The sequence below is a fragment of the Stenotrophomonas sp. A3_2 genome (assembly GCF_036624925.1).
Classification (GTDB): domain Bacteria; phylum Pseudomonadota; class Gammaproteobacteria; order Xanthomonadales; family Xanthomonadaceae; genus Stenotrophomonas; species Stenotrophomonas hibiscicola.
Genome location: NZ_JAZKVY010000250.1, coordinates 1 through 16,258, shown reverse-complemented (window position 1 = coordinate 16,258; position 16,258 = coordinate 1). Strand labels below are relative to the sequence as shown.

Below are 16,258 nucleotides of genomic sequence, written 5' to 3'. Positions count from 1 at the left end.
CTGGGCGCCTTCTGCCGGCGACGGAGCGGTGTGATACGGGCACTTGGGACTGGTGTTATCGGACTGGCTCATGGCTGGCTCCTGCGGGTGAAGACGGGGGTGGAACATCTTCACTCGACTTTAGCTAGGGCCAGATGAAATGAATAATCGAATGATCCGTTCAGGCCGATAGGTTCTGTCAATTGAAACGTGAAGTAGGATTTGCAGAGCCTTTCGGACGGCCGCCCGCGCCGTGGCGGGAGCCGGGGCCGGGCGCGGCAGTCCTAGAGCAGCGCCTTCAGGCGGTACAACGCTTCCAGTGCCTGCTTCGGGGTCAGCTCATCGGGGTCGATGGCCGCCAGCGCTTCCTGTGCCTTGTTCGATGGCGCGGCGAACAGCCCGAACTGCTGCGGGGCATCCAGCGCCTGCGGCGCCAGTTCGGCGGCATGGCTCTCCCCGCCGCGCTGCTCCAGTTCGGCCAGGCGACGCCGTGCCTGGGCCACGGTGGCGCGCGGCAGGCCGGCCAGTGCCGCCACCTGCAGGCCGAAACTGCGGTTGGCCGGGCCATCCTTGACCGCGTGCATGAACACCAGCGCCTCGCCGTGCTCGACCGCATCCAGGTGCACGTTGGCGATGCCGCTGCGGCCGCCTTCGTACTGTTCGTCGGCCAGCGCGGTCAGCTCGAAATAGTGGGTGGCGAACAGCGTGTAGCAGCGGTTCTGGTAGGCCAGGTGACGGGCCACCGCATCGGCCAGCGCCAGGCCGTCGTAGGTGGACGTGCCGCGGCCGATCTCGTCCATCAGCACCAGCGAATGGGCGGTGGCGTGATGCAGGATGTAGCTGGTCTCGGCCATCTCGACCATGAAGGTCGACTGTCCGCGGGCGAGGTCGTCACCGGCGCCGATGCGGGTCAGGATGCGGTCGATCGGGCCGATCACCGCACGGCTGGCCGGCACGAAGCTGCCGATGTGGGCCAGCAGCACGATCAGCGCGTTCTGCCGCATGTAGGTCGATTTACCGCCCATGTTCGGGCCGGTGATGACCAGCATGCGACGGTCCGGATGCAGGTCCAGGTCGTTCGGTTCGAACGGCTGCTCGCGCACCGCTTCGACCACCGGGTGGCGGCCACGCTCGATCTTCAGGCACGGTGCCGTTTCCAGTTCCGGCCGCGACCAGTCCAGTGCCTGCGCGCGCTCGGCGAAGGCGGCCAGCACGTCCAGTTCGCTCAGCGCAGCGGCACACTGCTTCAACGGTTCCAGCTGTTCGCCGAGGGTATCCAGCAGCTGCTCGTACAGGTACTTCTCGCGAGACAGCGAACGGTCGCGCGCGGACAGCACCTTGTCTTCGAACGCCTTCAGCTCTTCGGTGATGTAGCGCTCGGCATTGGTCAGTGTCTGGCGGCGGGTGTAGTGCACCGGCGCGCGGTCGGACTGGCCCTTGCTGATCTCGATGTAGTAGCCGTGCACGCGGTTGTAGCCCACCTTCAGGGTGGGAATGCCGCTGCTTTCGCGTTCGCGCTGTTCCAGGTCCACCAGGAACTGGTCGGCGTGGGTGGACAGGCGGCGCAGCTCGTCCAGCTCCTCATCGAAGCCGTCAGCCAGCACGCCGCCGTCGCTCAGTTTCAGCGGCGGCATTTCGGCGATGGCACTGGCCAGCAGCTGCGCGCACGCATCGTGTTCACCAAGTGCGGCATGCAGGGCCTGCAGGCGCGGTGAGTCCAGCGGTGCCAGCACCTCGCGCACGGCCGGCAGCAGCCCCAGGCCGTCGCGCAGCGTGGAGAAGTCGCGCGGGCGCGCCGAGCGCAGCGCAACGCGGGTGAGGATGCGTTCCAGGTCGCCCAGGCGGCGGAACTGCTCGCGGATGTCGGCGTCCGCGCCGCGATCGATCAGGGTTTCCACCGCATGGTGGCGCTGCACCAGCACCTCGCGCAGGCGCAGCGGACGATGCAGCCAGCGGCGCAGCAGGCGCCCGCCCATCGGCGTGACCGTACTGTCGAGCACGCCCAGCAGGGTGTTGCGGGTATCCCCGTCCACGCGCGTATCCAGCTCCAGGTGGCGGCGGGTGGCGGCGTTCATCGCGATCGCCTCGCCGGCGGTTTCCATCGCGATCGAGGTCAGGTGCGGCAGGCGCTGCTTCTGGGTCTCCTCGACATAGCCGAGCAGGGCGCCCGCGGCTGCGGTCGCGCGCGGCTTGTCATCGATGCCGAAGCCGCTCAGGTCATGCAGCTTGAAAAACGCCAGCAGCTGGCGGCGGCCGCTGTCGGCGTCGAACAGCCACGGTGCGCGGCGGCGCACCCCGGTGCGCTGGCGCAGGAACTCCGGCCAGTTCTCCTCGTCCGGCACCAGCAGCTCGGCCGGTTCCAGACGGGCCAGTTCGGCTTCCAGAGCGTCGTCGGTTTCCACTTCGTTGACCAGGAAGCGGCCGCCGGCCAGGTCGGCCCAGGCCAGGCCATAGCCCTGCTTGCTGCGCGACAGGGCCATCAGCAGGGTGTCGCGGCGCTCATCCAGCAGCGCCTCGTCGGTGACCGTGCCGGGGGTGACGATACGCACCACCTTGCGCTCGACCAGGCCCTTGGCCAGCGCGGGATCGCCGATCTGCTCGCAGATCGCCACCGACTCGCCCAGCGCCACCAGCCGTGCCAGGTAGCCTTCGTACGCGTGCACCGGCACGCCGGCCATCGGGATCGGTGCGCCACCGGAACTGCCACGCTGGGTCAGGGTGATGTCGAGCAGGCGCGCGGCCTTGCGCGCGTCGTCGTAGAACAGCTCGTAGAAATCGCCCATGCGGAAGAACAGCAGCAGGTCCGGATACTCGGACTTGGCTGCGAAGAACTGCTTCATCAACGGGGTATGTTCGGCGGACTTGTCTTTGGACATGGGACTCGTGAATCGGGGCGTCCGGCCGCACCGGAGGGCGGCGGCAGCGGAGCCGGTACAGGGCCGTCCATGGTAACTGCTGGGGCGCAGGGCTGCCGCCACTGGTGGCAGGCCGGTGCGGCACGAAAAAGGGTTCAGGCCGGGACCAGGGTGATCTGCCGATGGCTGTCGAAGATCTGCATGACGATCTCGAAGTAGGTCGGGCCCTCGCCCTGTCGCACCGCCTGCAGCCGGCGGGCGATCGCCCGCGCGTTGAAGCTGCCTGGTGCGTCCAGCTTGGCCTGCAGCCACTGGCAGGTCGCCTCCACGCCCAGGGCCGCACGGCTGTGGGCGATATCGCGCCAGATCAGCGTGGCCTGCGCCTGCCCGGCCAACGCGCCATAGCCGCCATGCAGCAGGTCGTCCAGTGCGTCCAGGCTCGGCCCGAGCTGCCATGCCTCGCCGGCCATGAACACGCGGTTGATCTCCGTGTAAAGGCTGGCGATGTCATCAATGGCGGCGCCTTCAATCTGCAGGACGAGGGTCATGCGCCGACTGTAGCGTGGTCCGCGCTGTTGTTGATGGCCCAGCACGAGAGAGCTTTGCGCGGTCGCTCCGGGCTGAATGCCATCTGGCATCGCGGTGCGCCTTTGCCACAGGTCACGACGGACGTCGAAGGATGCGTAGAGGGCCAGCGACGATGCGAATCATTGCACTGGCTACGTGGTGGCTTGCTCTGCAGTGGGCGGACGCCACGCCGCCATGCATCTTCTGCATCGGTCATGGATGCCAGGGACTACTCCGGAGAAACACCGATACTGAGCGCGAGTTCATGAGGCTCTCTCGAGAAAGTATCGAACGTTCTTTCCCAGGCCAGAGGCGGAAGGAAGCGTGGCACATGCCTCTGGTGGCTTCTTCGCAGCCCAAGTTAATGCTGGCTACTCGTTCTCCATGCGCCGTCACCGGCTCGCAAAATGAATAACCCGCATTCAGGTCGAATATTGGGTGGTCCGATGCACGTTTGCAATGCGCGGCTGCAGGAATTTGCCGGTGCGCGGTTTTCACAACAGCCCGCACATTTCAGGATATCTGGATCGATACAATAATATCGGCCCATAAAGTTTCCCCTGCCTGCGCCGCCATCGACCGTACGGCCATTGATCAAGGGAATTGAGATGCTCGCCTTACGCAACCTCCGAGTGGGATCCCGGCTGGGCGCCGGGTTTGGTTTGCTGCTGCTGTTCATCGTCGCCATCGTCGGCCTGGCGTTGTACGGAAATCACCTGAAGTCCACCCAGTTCGAGAAAGTGGTGGACGTCAACATGGTGAAAATGCGGTTGTTGAACGAGATGCTGGATACCAATAATGCGGTGCTGATGCAGCGCCGGCTGATGGTGATCAAGCGCGGTGAGGATTTCGACAGGGATTATCGGAAGGCGCAGGAGCTGTCGCAGGCTTACGACGCCATATGGGCCAAGTACATCAAGATTCCGCGTGATGCCACCGGCGATACGCTGGTCGCGCGGATCGACGCGGCACGCAAGGCCACCGACGCGTCCACCCGGCAACTGCATGAGCGCATGAAGGCCGGCGATTTCGACGGTGCAGCCAAGGAGCTGCTTGCCGAGCAGGGCCTGGCGACGGCCTGGAACGAGGCGATCTCCACCCTGCTGCGGCACCAGGAGGTGCTGACGGCGCGCAGCCGCGAGGACTACCGCGCGACCGAGGCGTGGACCGGCACCTTGTCGATCGTGTTCGGCGTGCTGAGCCTGATACTCGGCTCGCTGGCCGCATGGGCCATCACCCGCAGCCTGACCCGGCCGCTGGAGGGAGCCGTGAAGCTCGCCGATGGCATCGCCAACGGGCGGCTGGACAGCAGCATCGACGCCTCCGGCAACGATGAGGTGACGCAGCTGCTCAGGTCGATGCAGCGCATGCAGGCGCAATTGCAGTCTGTGATGGCGGCGCAGGGGGAACTGGCTCGCCAGCACGATGCGGGCAGCCTCAGCTATCGCATGGATGAGAGCGCCTTCCCCGGTGACTACGGGCGCATGGTGCACGAGACCAATGCGCTCGTCGGCTCGCATGTGCAGGTGCAGAACCGGTTGATCGAAGTAATGAAGCACTACGCCAGGGGCGATCTGTCGGTAGACATGGATCCTCTGCCGGGCGAGAAGGCCGCGATCACCCAGGCGATGGACGAGACCAAGGCCAGCCTGTCAGCGATCAACGGTGAGATCCGCAGGCTGGCGACGGCAGCAGCGGCGGGGGACTTCAGCCTGCGCGGTGACGAGCAGCGCTTCGCTCACGATTTCCACGACATGGTGGCCGGGCTCAACCGGCTGATGCAGACCACCGACGAGAACCTGGTGCAGGTATCGAGCCTGTTGCAGTCCATCTCGCGCGGTGACCTGACCGTGCGCATGCAGGGGGACTTCCACGGGGTGTTCGCCCGGATGCGCGATGACTGCAACGCCACCGTCGACCAGCTCACGCAGATCGTCGGCCGCATCCAGGCCAGCGCGTCCAGCATCAACCTGGCGGCAGGCGAGATCGCCGCGGGCAACACCGACCTGTCGCGGCGCACCGAGCAGCAGGCGGCGAACCTGGAAGAGACTGCGGCGTCGATGGAGGAACTGACCTCCACCGTGAAGCAGAATGCCGAGCACGCACGCCAGGCCAATCAACTCGCGATCGGCGCGCACGGTGTCGCTTCGCAGGGCGGCGAGGTGGTCGGCCAGGTAGTCACCACGATGTCGGCGATCGAGGCCTCGTCGAAGAAGATCGCCGAGATCATCTCGGTCATCGATGGCATTGCTTTCCAGACCAACATCCTGGCGTTGAACGCGGCGGTGGAAGCCGCGCGAGCCGGTGAACAGGGCAGGGGCTTTGCGGTGGTGGCCAGTGAGGTGCGCACACTGGCACAGCGCTCGGCGGGTGCGGCCAAGGAAATCAAGGGCCTGATCGAGGATTCGGTTGGCAAGGTCGCCGCCGGCTCGGCGCTGGTCCGCCAGGCTGGCACCACCATGGGCGAGGTGGTGGCCTCGGTGCAGCGGGTGACCGACATCATGGCCGAGATATCTGCCGCATCGCAGGAGCAGAGCTCGGGCATTGAACAGGTCAACCAGGCGGTGGTGCAGATGGACGAGACCACGCAGCAGAACGCGGCGCTGGTGGAAGAGGCCAGCGCCGCGGCTCGTTCCATGGAGGAGCAGGCCAATCTGCTGGCCGAAGCGGTTTCGGTGTTCCGCATCAGTGCGGCAACCACGGCCGCAGCCGTGCGCCCGGTCCTGGCCGCGGTCGCGGCGAAAGTGACTCCGGTACGCCGGCCGGGGGTACTGGTACCACGCATCGAGCCGACGCTGGCTGCGAACGCGGGCGGCTGGGAAGAGTTCTAGCAACAGCGCATGCCGGCAGGGAGACGGCGCCCATCACGATCGTTGACCGTGATGGGCGCGGATTTTTTCCCTGAACGCGCGATGGCCGGCGAGATTGGGGACACGCCCATTTCACTTCCGGTTGCCAACCGCTGGGGGACACTGGCCCCGTACCGGAACTCAGGAGATGGCCATGAAGACCTCGACCCGATTGCTTGTGCTGGGTACCCTGCTGGCGGCCTCGTCGGTGGCCGGCGCGCAGACTTACGGCCCGCGTGATGAGGGGCGCAGGTTCAACGACGGTAGCCGCGTGGTCTGCAAGAACGTGGAAGTGCAGCGCAACTCGCGCGATCCGAACCGCATTGCCGGTACGGCAACCGGCGCGGTAATCGGCGGCCTGCTGGGCAACCAGGTGGGCGGCGGCAACGGCAAGAAGCTCGCTACCGTGGCGGGCGCCGTGGCCGGTGGTGCGGCTGGTCGCCAGATCCAGGGCAACAGCCAGCAGAAGAACGGCGACCGCGTCGTCGAGCGCCGCTGCGAACGCGTCTATCGTTGATCGGTCGCTGCCACACCTGTTCGGCCCTTCCACATCGCAGTATTCGAACGCCGGCCCCGCGCCGGCGTTCGTCGTTCCGGACCCGTATCGCTGAATCTGGCGTCATGCCTATACTGCGCCGACTCAACGGATGAACGTCCAGTGAACGAATCGGCTCCAGCTCCCCAACCGGCACCGCTCGCCGGGCATGACCCGATAGCGGAAGCGACCGCCCATCCCCAACGGGTGCGTGATCGCACCGATGAACTCGAGCTGTTCATTTCGGGCCTGCTGGCGTTCGCGCTGCTGGCCGTGCCGGGCTATCTGTTCGACGCCTGGGCGCGCAGCAGCCTGCACACCGAAGGCATGTACTTCCAGATGCTCTGGTTCGGTTTCAGCATCAGTGTCGGCATGTGCTATGTGCTGGCAGTCGCCTTGATCATCCACCTCACGGTGCGCGGCTACTGGATCGGGCTGATCGGCCTCCGGTCGCATTTCCCCGATGGCATTGACTGGGCGCGCCTGCCAAGAATGGGGGCGGTCACGCGCGCTTTCCTGCAGGCCCGGGACGGAGGCCTCGATGGCAGCATCGAACGGGCCGACCGGCTGGCGACGATGCTGTTCTCGACCACCCTGCTTGCCGTACAGACATTGGCGGGCACGCTGGTGTTGGCCGTGCTGACGCTCGGTGTGTCGATGGTGATCGGCGCGCTGTCAGGTGGCGCCGATCATGTCGCCATGCTCGCCCTGTGCAGCGTGCTGGCCGCACTGTTGACGCTGGCTGTTACCCCCGGGATCCTGGAAAAGATCGTGGCGCGGCGGCAGGCGCGCGGGCAGCCCCATGAGCGACCGCAGCGACTCCTGCAGGGCATGCTGGCGGCCCTGCAACGGGTTCCGCTGTTGCGCCTGATGCAGACCATGCAGCTGACCATGCAGAGCAACCTGCGCTCGCGCTCGTTCATGGCGGCCTACCTGTTCGCGGTGCTGGTAGCGATGCTGCTGGCCGCCGTGCAGGTGATGGCGTCGTTGAAGTTCTCGCTGTTCAACCGGTACCAGATCGTCACGGAAGCGGCGGTTGAGCACGGCATGCTGAGTGCGCATTACGAATCGATGCGTTCGGCGCATGACCAGCTGCTGCCGTACCCGATGATCCCGTCGGACACGATCAGCGGTGGGCAGCTTCGCGTGTTCATTCCGCATCGCCCGCAACGCGACAATCCGCTGGCGCGCCAGCATTGCACCGCACTTCCGGACGCGCACAATGAAGCCTCCGGGCAACAGGCCGCCAACGCCGCAGTGGAGTGCCTTTCCCGGCTCTGGCAGGTCAAGCTGGACGGCACCCCGGTCGACCTGCATGGCTTCGTGCCCATGGAGCGGCGCGACCTGGATATGCGCGGCCTGGTGGGGTACCTGCCTACCCGCGGCCTCGCGCCCGGACGCCATGACCTGGAACTGGTGTGGAATGCCACAGGCGGCGAGCGCGGGGGCGGACGGCGTCGCGCGTTCCGCATCCCGTTCTGGTACGCCCCGGATCCCTGAGCGTCGGCTCGAAGCGGCCATGCCGCGGCCCTTGAACAGGTTGCCTGCGACTTAATCCCCTCCGTCCGCGTTTCGGGCCAGGAGGCGCCAGGCGGCGAGGCTGCCGTAAAGCAGCAGCAGAAGGGTGAGGGTGATCAGTTCGTGGCTGACGTCGGTCAGGCGGGCGTCCATCTGGTTCAGGCGCACCATCAGGTTGATGCCCGAGGTGGTGGGCAGCAGCTGTGCCAGCCAGACCAGCGGTTGCGGCGTCATCACCGCCGGCCACGACAGGTTGGCCAGGAAAAACAGCGGGATCGAGGTGGCGACGATGTACTGGAAGGCGCGCTCGCGGGTGCGGAAGAAGCTGCCGACCAACAGGCCGAAGGCCACGGTGACGGCGATGAACAAGGTGCCGCCCAGCAGCTGGCCTATCGGGTTGCCGCCGCGCGGGTAGTCCTGCGCCCAGGCAGTGAAACCGGCGTACCAGAACAGGCCGAACAGTCCGATCAGGCCGAAGCCCAACGCCATGCCGGCCAGCGTCGGCAGGTCGAAGCGCAGGCGCCGGCCCAGTGCGAGGCGGCGGCCGCCGAGCAGCACGCCGATGCCCATCAACAGCGTCTGGTGCACGATCAGCTCGGCCACCCCGGGCACGATCGCGCTGCCATAGCCTTCCTGGGTGTTGTACAGCGGACGCTGCACAAGCGTGACCGGCGGGGCCTGCGGTGCACCCATGAAGGCGGCCTGGCCGACCACGGCATCACGCCCGAACGCACCCAGCGCGTCAGCTACGCTGCCCAGCACCCAGCTGGCGCGGCCCAGGTAGGCGCCGTTGCCAAGCAGTACCAGCTTGGCTGGATGGCCGCGCAGGATGTCGCGCTCCAGGTTGGCCGGGATCACGACGATGCCTTCGGCGTGGCCGGCTTCGAGCTGCCGGCGTGCGCTGTCGACGTCCGCCGGTTGCCCGACCACGCGCGCAACGCGCAGTGCGTCGAGCTTGCGCAGCAGCTCGCGGCTGGTCGCGCTGTGGTCTTCGTCCACCACCAGCACCGGCAGGTTGCTGGCCACCTGGTGCCGGTAGGCGGCCGGATAGAAGAACGAGTACAGGATCACTGCGCCGACCATCACCACGATCGCGTAGCGGTCGCACAGGACCGCCATCAGGGTCTGCCGGAGGCTGCGCCAGAGTACGCTCATGCGTCGCCCCCCGCCGGCTGTGCGGCTTCTGGGGTACGCGCAAAGGCGATCAGGCGCAGCCCGCCGATGCCCCCGGCCACCACCGTCATCAATAGCAGCGTAGCCAGCGGCCATGCCGAAACCTGCAGCGGCGAGCCGATGAACTGCTGTTGGGTCTGCAGCTTGATGTAGGCGCTCAATGGCAGCAGCTGATGCCAGATGCGGGTGAACAACGGCCCGTCCAGCACCGGGAACGTGGCGCTGGAGAACGCCAGTGCGGTGCCGATGCTGAGGCCCACCGCGGACAGTGCGGTGCCCATGTCGCGGGTGACGCCGACGAAGAACAGCGCGTAGGCGGCGGTGGCCAGGTAGAACAACGGCTGCGCGAGCAGCAGCAGAAGTACGCTGCCGGCCACGCCGTCGCCACGCAGCCATGCCAGGTAACCGATGCCGAGCGCGCCATACAGCGAGAACAGCAGGAGGTACGGCGCGACCTTGCCGGCAATCGCCGACCACGGCGTGCGGCCCAGCCAGGCGGGCAGGGTGCCATCGCGGACCTCGCGGCCGAGGCTGCTGGCCACCGCAAGTGCCAGTACCAGTGACAGCACCGCCGGGAAGATCAGCGGCAGCAGGAACAATTCGTAGCTGCGCGCCGGGTTGTAGAGGATGTCCGACTGCACAGCGATCGGCGCCGCACGCAGCTTGCCCGGGTCGACCTGCAGGCCAATGCGCTCGCGCAGCAGGCGTGCATTCCATGCGGAAACCGCCTCGCCGATGTCGCGCGCCGCCGACTGGCCGGTGGTCATGTAGGTGGCGTTGTAATAGGCGAACACCGTGCCCTGGCGGCCGCGCAGCGCTTGGCGGGTGACGTCGCGCGGCACCAGCACGATGGCGAACACGTCCAGGCTGCGCAGCTGCGAACGTGCCTCCTCCAGGTCCGCTGGCTGGCTGGCGACGCGTACGCCGGGACTTGCGTCGAGCATGCGCAGCAGCAGGCGGCTGTCACTGCTGTGGTCAAGGTCAACCACAGCAATCGGGATATCGCGCATCACCGACGGCGTGAACATCCATGCCATCACTACCAGCATCAGTAGTGGCAGCAAGGTGACCAGCAGCAGGTCGGCACGGTTGCCGCGCAGCGACTGCAGCTCGCGTCGCCACGAAGCGGCGAAGCCGTTGCGGTCCGGGCTCAGTGCTGGGGCCATGCGAACAGCACGCTCATGCCGGGGCGGAAGCCCTCGATGCGGCGTACCGGGCGCACCCGCACCTCGAAGCTGCGGACGTCATAGCCGGACGACTGGCGGGTGGTACGCCAGGTTGCATAGTCACCGGCCGGATTGATGAAGTAGACCTCGAATTCGCCGTCCAGGCCGAGCGCCGGCACGCTGCCCTGCAGCTTGCTGCCGACCTTCAGGCCCTGCATCTGCGATTCGCGCAGGTTCATGGCGACCCACATGCGGTCGATGTCGACCAGGGTGAACACCGGATAGCCGGCCGGCACCAGCTCGCCCGGGTCGGCCATGCGCTTGTTGATCTCGCCCGCCACCGGCGCGCGTCCCTCCACTTCGGCACGCGCCGCGTTGACTTCGGCCACCGCGCCCTGCGCCTGCTGCACCTGGCCCTGCGCGGCGCGCTTGTCCTGCTCTCGGGCGCCGGCCAGTGCCATGTCGTACTGCGCGCGGGCGGCGCGGGCCAGTTCGCGCGAACTGGTGGCCTGGGCATGCGCTTCATCGCGCTTCTGCCGGGTCATCACCCCTTCGTTGAACAGGTTCTGCACGCGCCGGTAGGTGGCTTCGGCCAGTGCCGCGCCGGCTTCGGCGCGCTTCCAGTTCGCTTCGGCGGCGCGGATGTCTTCGCTGCGCGCGCCTTCGTCGGCCTTGTCGGCCACCGCCTGCGCAGCCGCCAATGCGCCGTGCGCCTGCTGTTCCTTGGCGGCCACTTCGGGGCTGTCGAGCAGGAACAGCACCTGCCCGGGCTGCACGCGATCGCCCTCGCGCACCTTCAGCTCGGCCACGCGCGCGGTGATCTTGGCGGCCACGTTGATCGTATCCGCATCGGCCATGCCCTGGATCTGGTCGGCCGGGCTGCGCCAGGCCAGCCACAGGCCCAGCACCACCGCGACCAGCAGGACCACCAGCAGGATCGGTCCCAGCCGTCGCTTGCCGGGGGGCGTCGTCGCATCGTCGTGCAGCACGTCACTCATGGTCGATCACCTCGTCCGCACGCCGCCGGAATTCTTCGAAACGGTCCATCTGTCCACTGATCTCCAGCAACTGTGCCAGCGCAATGTCGTATTGGTAGGCGGCCTGTGCGCGCTCGACACGGGCGCCGCCCAGGCCGAGCCGCGCATCGATCACATCCAGCGAGGTGGCCTGGCCTTCGCGGAATGCCAGCTCCTGCAGGCGCAGGTTTTCCTGTGCCTGGGCGATGCTGCTGTCGAGCAGCACGAACTGCTGGCGCGCGGTTTCCAGTTCGTTCCAGGCCTTGCGCACACCCAGTGCGACCTGGTTCTCGGCCTCGCGCAGGCCGGCTTCGGCCTGGTCCTGTTGTGCACGCGCGGCGCTGATCTGCGCCGGCCGCGAGTTCGGTGACAGGAAGGTGTACTTCAGGCCGATGCCGAACGCCCAGTCCGGGTCGGTCAGCATCTCGTCGCGGCGACGGAAGTCGTACTGGCCGAAGGCGAAGATCTGCGGCTTCAGCTTGGCCTGCTGCACGCGCACGCCCTGTTCGGCCTGCGCCACCATCGCGCGCAAGCGCGCGATCTGCGGCTGGCGCGCCTGCGCCGTGCGCTCGAAGCTGGCCACCGGTTCCATCGGCACGCGCTGCACGAACAGCGGCGACACCGGCTGCACCTCGCCACCACTGCGCAGCAGCGTGGCCAGCGCGGCCTTCAGCGTAGCCAGATCGTTCACCGTCTTCTGGTATTCGCGCTCGGCCTTGTCGCGGGCCACGGTGGCCTGCAGGCGCTGGGCGCGGGTGGCGAAGCCCTCGCGCTCCAGCTTTTCTGCATCGGACAGGTGGCGGTTGAGGCCGTCGCGTACGTCGCGGCGCACTTCCACCGCCTGCTCGGCCAGGCGCTGGCCGAAGTAGGCCTGGGCCAGCTGCACGGTCAATGATTGGCGCTGTGCCTCGCGCTCGGCGCTGGCCTGCTCATGGGCGGCGCTGGCCGCACGTTGCGCGGCCGGGATCACGCCGCCGGTGTACAGCGGCAGCACCGCGGTCACTACCGGGCGTGTACGCCAGTCGCGCTCGGTGAACGACAGTGGCGAATCGATGCCGAAGGCTTCAGCCACCGGCGCCAGCGAACCCAGTGGCAGGGTCAGGGTCTTCTGGAACTGCAGGCGGCGCACTTCGCCGGTGATCTCCGGCAGGCGCAGCAGGCGCGTGGCGTCCTGCAGGTCCTGCTTGTTGCGTACCGCTGCATCAGCGGCCGCCAGCGCATCGGAGACCTGCTCCAGGCGTTGGCGTGCCTGTTCCCAGTCCAATGCGGGGGCGTCGTTGCTGTTCTGCGCGGACGCAGCGGTTGGCAGGCAGGTCGCCAGCACCAGCGCCAGCGCGGCCTTCGCGCGGTGCATCCTTGTACGTCGGCCGATCACGCCCATGCCGTCCCAGTGGTAAAGAAGTGCGCAAACGGTAGTGCGCGCGGCGTGAAGCCCGGGTCTGCGGTCATCGGATTGTCCTCAACGAAGGGTGCCGCTGGCTGCCGTGCGCAGCGCCTGGGTGATGTGCTGCAGCGTGCTTGAGCGCACGGCGGCATGCTGCCAGTACAGCGGCACGTCGAGCCAGCGGCGGGGTTCCAGTACCACCACGCGGCCGGCGCGCACGGCGGGCGCGACCAGGGTTTCCGGGGCCATGCCCCAACCGAGTCCGCACGCGGCGGCTTCGACGAAACCGGTGGAAGAGGGCAGGTAGTGTAGCGGCGGCTGCAGTCGCGCGCGGGTCAGGCGCCGCACGAAGCGCCATTGCAGTTCATCCTTGCGGTTGAACACCAGCATCGGTGCGCGCGCCAGGGCCGCGGCCTGCATGCCATCGTTGAAGTACTGGCGGGCGAAGCCGGGCGAAGCGATCGCGTGGTAGCGCATGGCGCCTAGCGGGTGCACGTTGCAGCCCTTCACCGGCTGGCTTTCGGCGGTCACTGCGCCGAGCACGCTGCCATCGCGCAGCAGCTGCAGGGTGTGGTCCTGGTCGTCCATGCGCAGGTCGAACAGGTAGCCATGGCGCTGGTGCAGGTCGGCGACGGCCGGCACGAACCAGGTATCAAGCGAGTCGTCGTTGACCGCCAGGGGGATCGGCGTGCGCGCGGTGTCACTGCCACGCTCGGGCAGCAGCTCGGCCAGCGCCTCGGCCTCGAGCGCCTGCATCGGCCGTACCCGGCGCAGCAGCGCTTCACCGGCGGCGGTGGGGCGGCACGGTGCCTGGCGAACCAGCAACACCTGCCCGAGCCTGTCCTCCAGGGCCTTGATCCGTTGCGACAGTGCCGACGGGCTGATCGACAGGCGGCGTGCCGCAGCCTCGAAGCTGCCTTCTTCCAGCACCGCAGCGAATGCGGCGAGCTGCGGATGTACCAGGTCCATGCCGTCGCCTCTTCAGTTTTCCTGCACAGGATAAAGAAAAATCAGATTGTCTAAACAGGGCAATTGGCCGCACCCTGCGCGTCCCCTCGCTGCCTGGGCCTTCCTGATGTGGATCGCCGCCATTGCCGCCGGCCTGTTCGCAGGTGCCGGCCTGATCATCGCCATCGGTGCGCAGAACGCCTTCGTGCTGCGACAAGGGTTGCAGCGTCGGCATGTCGGAACGGTGGTGGCTGCCTGTGCCGGCGCGGACATCGCGTTGATCCTGGCGGGCGTGGGCGGCATGGGCGCGCTGGTGCTGCAGTGGCCGCTGCTGCTGCAGGTGCTGCGCTTCGGTGGCGCGGCCTTCCTGCTCTGGTATGGCCTGCAGGCGGGGCTGCGCGCATGGCGCGGTGGCAGTGTGCTGGCCGCCGCCGAGGCGCAGGGCGGCAGCGGACGGCAGGTGCTGCTGACCTGCCTGGCCTTCACCCTGCTCAACCCGCACGTCTATCTGGATACCGTGGTGCTGCTGGGCAGCCTGTCCACGCGCTACCCGGGCGATCTGCGCTGGGCCTTTGCCGCCGGTGCGTGTGTCGCCAGCGTGGCCTGGTTCTGTTCTCTTGGTTATGGCGCGCGCCTGTTGCAGCCGGTGTTCCGCAGACCGGGCGCCTGGCGGATGCTGGACGCCGGCGTGGCGGTTTTCATGTTCTGCCTGGCCACGCTGCTGCTGTTGCGTCCGCTCTAGGCCGCATCCACCGCGCACAATGGCGTTTCGCCGGGGCGCAGGGTCAATACGCGCACGCCGCTGCGGGTAACCGCCACGGTGTGCTCGAACTGGGCAGACAGCTTGCCGTCGCGGGTGTAGACCGGCCATTGGTCCGGCTGCTGGCGGATGGCCGGCCTGCCCTGGTTGAGCATCGGCTCGATGGTGAACACCATGCCTTCTTCCAGCACCAGGCCGGTGTTGGGATGGCCGTAGTGCAGGATCTGCGGTTCCTCGTGCATTTCCTGGCCGATGCCATGGCCGCAGTATTCCTTCACCACGCTGTAGCCGTGGCTGCGCGCGTAGCGGGCGATGGCGTGGCCGATGTCGCCCAGGCGTGCACCGGGGCGCACCGCAGCGATGCCTTTCCACATCGCCTGGTAGGCGGTCTGCACCAGCCTGCGCGCGGCGTAGTCGACCTCGCCCACCAGGTAGGTGGTGCTGGAGTCGGCGATGTAGCCGTTCTTCTCCAAGGTGATGTCGAGGTTGACGATCTGGCCGTTACGCAGCACGTCGGTGGTGCTGGGTACGCCGTGGCAGATCACGTTGTCGATCGAGGCGTTGAGCACGTACGGGAAGCCGTACTGGCCCTTGCTGGCCGGCCGCGCCTGCAGCTCGTCAACGATCATGCGTTCGACGAAATCGTTGATCTCCATCGTGCTGCGGCCCTGCAGTGGCAGCCGGTCGAGCGCGGCGAACACCTGCGCAAGCAGGCGCCCGGATTCGGCCATCAGCGCGATCTCGTCGGGGCGCTTGATGATCGCCATCTGCTCAGACCTGTCCCGGTGCCAGCAGCGGCGGCTGCACGCCGGCAGCCCGCAGTTCGCTGGCGACGATGTCCTGGAAGCTCAGCGTGGGATTCATTTCGCACAGCATGCCGACCCGGATCCAGAAGTTGGCCTGGGCGTTGATCGAACGGCTGGAGACAGTGCAGGCACGGCGCAACTGGTCGTGCAGGGTGTCATCGATGTTGACGATGCCCATCGGCGGTCCTGGAGTGGGAATATACGAAACATATATGTTTCGTATATCCGCCTCAAGCCCGCGTTGTTCAGTCCAGGTGGGTGGCAAAGCGCAGGCGGTTGCCGTCGGGGTCGCGCAGCAGCATCTCGCGGCTGCCCCAGTCGGTGTCATGCGGTGGCTGCTCGATCGGCACGTTGGCGGCGCTGAAGGCGCGGTGCAGCGCGTCTACGTCCTCGACGATGAAGTACACCGCGCCGCCGACCTCACAGTCGCCGCTGTGCTCGGTGAGGAAGATCGTCTGGCCGTCGCGGGTGAGCTGGGCGAACAGTGGGAAGCCTGGTTCGAAGCGGTGTTCCCAGTCGACTACGAAACCCAGTCCCTGCACGTAGAACGGCAGGGTGGTATCGGCGTGGTGCATGCGCAGTTGCGGGATGACGGTCTGGGGCATCGCGGCGGCTCCGGGGCGGAAGTCCAGTGTAGTGCCGGCCGCTGGCCGGCATCCGCATGCGCCCGGGAACAACGAGGTTGCCGGCCAGCGGCCGGCA

14 protein-coding genes are annotated in these 16,258 nt (G+C 67.3%); 4 read left to right on the top strand and 10 right to left on the bottom strand.

What is annotated here, in order from left to right:
• Positions 1 to 263: 263 nt before the first annotated feature.
• Together mutS and R5H29_RS10000 are read right to left on the bottom strand one after the other, a co-directional pair.
• Positions 264 to 2,855 (bottom strand): DNA mismatch repair protein MutS, encoded by a 2,592-nt coding sequence (mutS, locus tag R5H29_RS10005; protein ID WP_134730317.1) that lies wholly within the window; start codon positions 2,853 to 2,855, stop codon positions 264 to 266.
• 134 nt (positions 2,856 to 2,989) lie between these two features.
• Positions 2,990 to 3,382, bottom strand: coding sequence for a barstar family protein (locus R5H29_RS10000; protein WP_180876055.1), 393 nt, complete (start codon positions 3,380 to 3,382; stop codon positions 2,990 to 2,992).
• A 627-nt stretch (positions 3,383 to 4,009) separates the two neighbouring features.
• Here R5H29_RS10000 and R5H29_RS09995 point away from each other — a divergent pair.
• From R5H29_RS09995 to R5H29_RS22970, 3 genes are all read left to right on the top strand, one after another.
• Positions 4,010 to 6,232, top strand: coding sequence for a methyl-accepting chemotaxis protein (locus tag R5H29_RS09995; protein ID WP_332329125.1), 2,223 nt, complete (start codon positions 4,010 to 4,012; stop codon positions 6,230 to 6,232).
• A gap of 166 nt (positions 6,233 to 6,398) precedes the next feature.
• Entirely contained in the window at positions 6,399 to 6,767 is a 369-nt protein-coding gene (locus tag R5H29_RS09990; RefSeq protein WP_014646414.1) for a glycine zipper 2TM domain-containing protein, read from the top strand.
• Positions 6,768 to 6,992: 225 nt separating this feature from the next.
• The gene (locus tag R5H29_RS22970) at positions 6,993 to 8,285 is read left to right on the top strand and encodes a hypothetical protein (RefSeq protein ID WP_026346934.1); all 1,293 of its coding nucleotides are present in this window, start codon (positions 6,993 to 6,995) and stop codon (positions 8,283 to 8,285) included.
• A 51-nt stretch (positions 8,286 to 8,336) separates the two neighbouring features.
• On the opposite strand, the gene R5H29_RS09975 is transcribed toward R5H29_RS22970, so the two are convergent.
• The 5 genes from R5H29_RS09975 to R5H29_RS09955 form a co-directional block, all read right to left on the bottom strand.
• Positions 8,337 to 9,458, bottom strand: coding sequence for an ABC transporter permease (locus tag R5H29_RS09975; RefSeq protein ID WP_407073528.1), 1,122 nt, complete (start codon positions 9,456 to 9,458; stop codon positions 8,337 to 8,339).
• Positions 9,455 to 10,642, bottom strand: coding sequence for an ABC transporter permease (locus R5H29_RS09970; RefSeq protein WP_332329123.1), 1,188 nt, complete (start codon positions 10,640 to 10,642; stop codon positions 9,455 to 9,457). Before R5H29_RS09970 ends, R5H29_RS09975 begins: the two co-directional genes overlap by 4 nt.
• The gene (locus R5H29_RS09965) at positions 10,627 to 11,640 is read right to left on the bottom strand and encodes an HlyD family secretion protein (protein ID WP_019659205.1); all 1,014 of its coding nucleotides are present in this window, start codon (positions 11,638 to 11,640) and stop codon (positions 10,627 to 10,629) included. Before R5H29_RS09965 ends, R5H29_RS09970 begins: the two co-directional genes overlap by 16 nt.
• Positions 11,633 to 13,039, bottom strand: coding sequence for a TolC family protein (locus tag R5H29_RS09960; protein ID WP_155029164.1), 1,407 nt, complete (start codon positions 13,037 to 13,039; stop codon positions 11,633 to 11,635). Before R5H29_RS09960 ends, R5H29_RS09965 begins: the two co-directional genes overlap by 8 nt.
• 78 nt (positions 13,040 to 13,117) lie before the next feature.
• Complete coding sequence (locus R5H29_RS09955) at positions 13,118 to 14,011, bottom strand: LysR family transcriptional regulator ArgP (protein ID WP_155029165.1); 894 nt, start codon at positions 14,009 to 14,011, stop codon at positions 13,118 to 13,120.
• 106 nt (positions 14,012 to 14,117) lie between these two features.
• On the opposite strand from R5H29_RS09955, the gene R5H29_RS09950 reads away from it, so the two are divergent.
• Positions 14,118 to 14,732 (top strand): LysE/ArgO family amino acid transporter, encoded by a 615-nt coding sequence (locus R5H29_RS09950; protein WP_155029166.1) that lies wholly within the window; start codon positions 14,118 to 14,120, stop codon positions 14,730 to 14,732.
• On the opposite strand, the gene map is transcribed toward R5H29_RS09950, so the two are convergent.
• From map to R5H29_RS09935, 3 genes are all read right to left on the bottom strand, one after another.
• Positions 14,729 to 15,511 (bottom strand): type I methionyl aminopeptidase, encoded by a 783-nt coding sequence (gene map / locus R5H29_RS09945; RefSeq protein ID WP_171952437.1) that lies wholly within the window; start codon positions 15,509 to 15,511, stop codon positions 14,729 to 14,731. The two genes, R5H29_RS09950 and map, sit on opposite strands and share 4 nt — an antisense overlap.
• Before the next feature lie 10 nt (positions 15,512 to 15,521).
• On the bottom strand, positions 15,522 to 15,734 hold the full coding sequence (locus R5H29_RS09940) for a ParD-like family protein (protein ID WP_005415768.1): 213 nt from the start codon (positions 15,732 to 15,734) through the stop codon (positions 15,522 to 15,524).
• A 67-nt stretch (positions 15,735 to 15,801) separates the two neighbouring features.
• A complete protein-coding gene (locus R5H29_RS09935; RefSeq protein ID WP_227844161.1) occupies positions 15,802 to 16,161 on the bottom strand; it encodes a VOC family protein in 360 nt (119 codons plus the stop codon).
• Positions 16,162 to 16,258: the final 97 nt, after the last annotated feature.

Excerpts from the sequence above, each read along its gene's own strand:
- R5H29_RS09970 (WP_332329123.1), bottom strand. The coding sequence starts at position 10,642 with ATGGCCCCAGCACTGAGCCCGGACCGCAACGGCTTCGCCGCTTCGTGG.
- R5H29_RS09965 (WP_019659205.1), bottom strand. The coding sequence starts at position 11,640 with ATGAGTGACGTGCTGCACGACGATGCGACGACGCCCCCCGGCAAGCGA.
- R5H29_RS09990 (WP_014646414.1), top strand. The coding sequence starts at position 6,399 with ATGGCCATGAAGACCTCGACCCGATTGCTTGTGCTGGGTACCCTGCTG.
- R5H29_RS09955 (WP_155029165.1), bottom strand. The coding sequence starts at position 14,011 with ATGGACCTGGTACATCCGCAGCTCGCCGCATTCGCTGCGGTGCTGGAA.
- R5H29_RS09960 (WP_155029164.1), bottom strand. The coding sequence starts at position 13,039 with ATGGGCGTGATCGGCCGACGTACAAGGATGCACCGCGCGAAGGCCGCG.
- R5H29_RS09950 (WP_155029166.1), top strand. The coding sequence starts at position 14,118 with ATGTGGATCGCCGCCATTGCCGCCGGCCTGTTCGCAGGTGCCGGCCTG.
- R5H29_RS09975 (WP_407073528.1), bottom strand. The coding sequence starts at position 9,458 with ATGAGCGTACTCTGGCGCAGCCTCCGGCAGACCCTGATGGCGGTCCTG.
- mutS (WP_134730317.1), bottom strand. The coding sequence starts at position 2,855 with ATGTCCAAAGACAAGTCCGCCGAACATACCCCGTTGATGAAGCAGTTC.
- R5H29_RS09940 (WP_005415768.1), bottom strand. The coding sequence starts at position 15,734 with ATGGGCATCGTCAACATCGATGACACCCTGCACGACCAGTTGCGCCGT.
- R5H29_RS09935 (WP_227844161.1), bottom strand. The coding sequence starts at position 16,161 with ATGCCCCAGACCGTCATCCCGCAACTGCGCATGCACCACGCCGATACC.
- R5H29_RS10000 (WP_180876055.1), bottom strand. The coding sequence starts at position 3,382 with ATGACCCTCGTCCTGCAGATTGAAGGCGCCGCCATTGATGACATCGCC.
- R5H29_RS09995 (WP_332329125.1), top strand. The coding sequence starts at position 4,010 with ATGCTCGCCTTACGCAACCTCCGAGTGGGATCCCGGCTGGGCGCCGGG.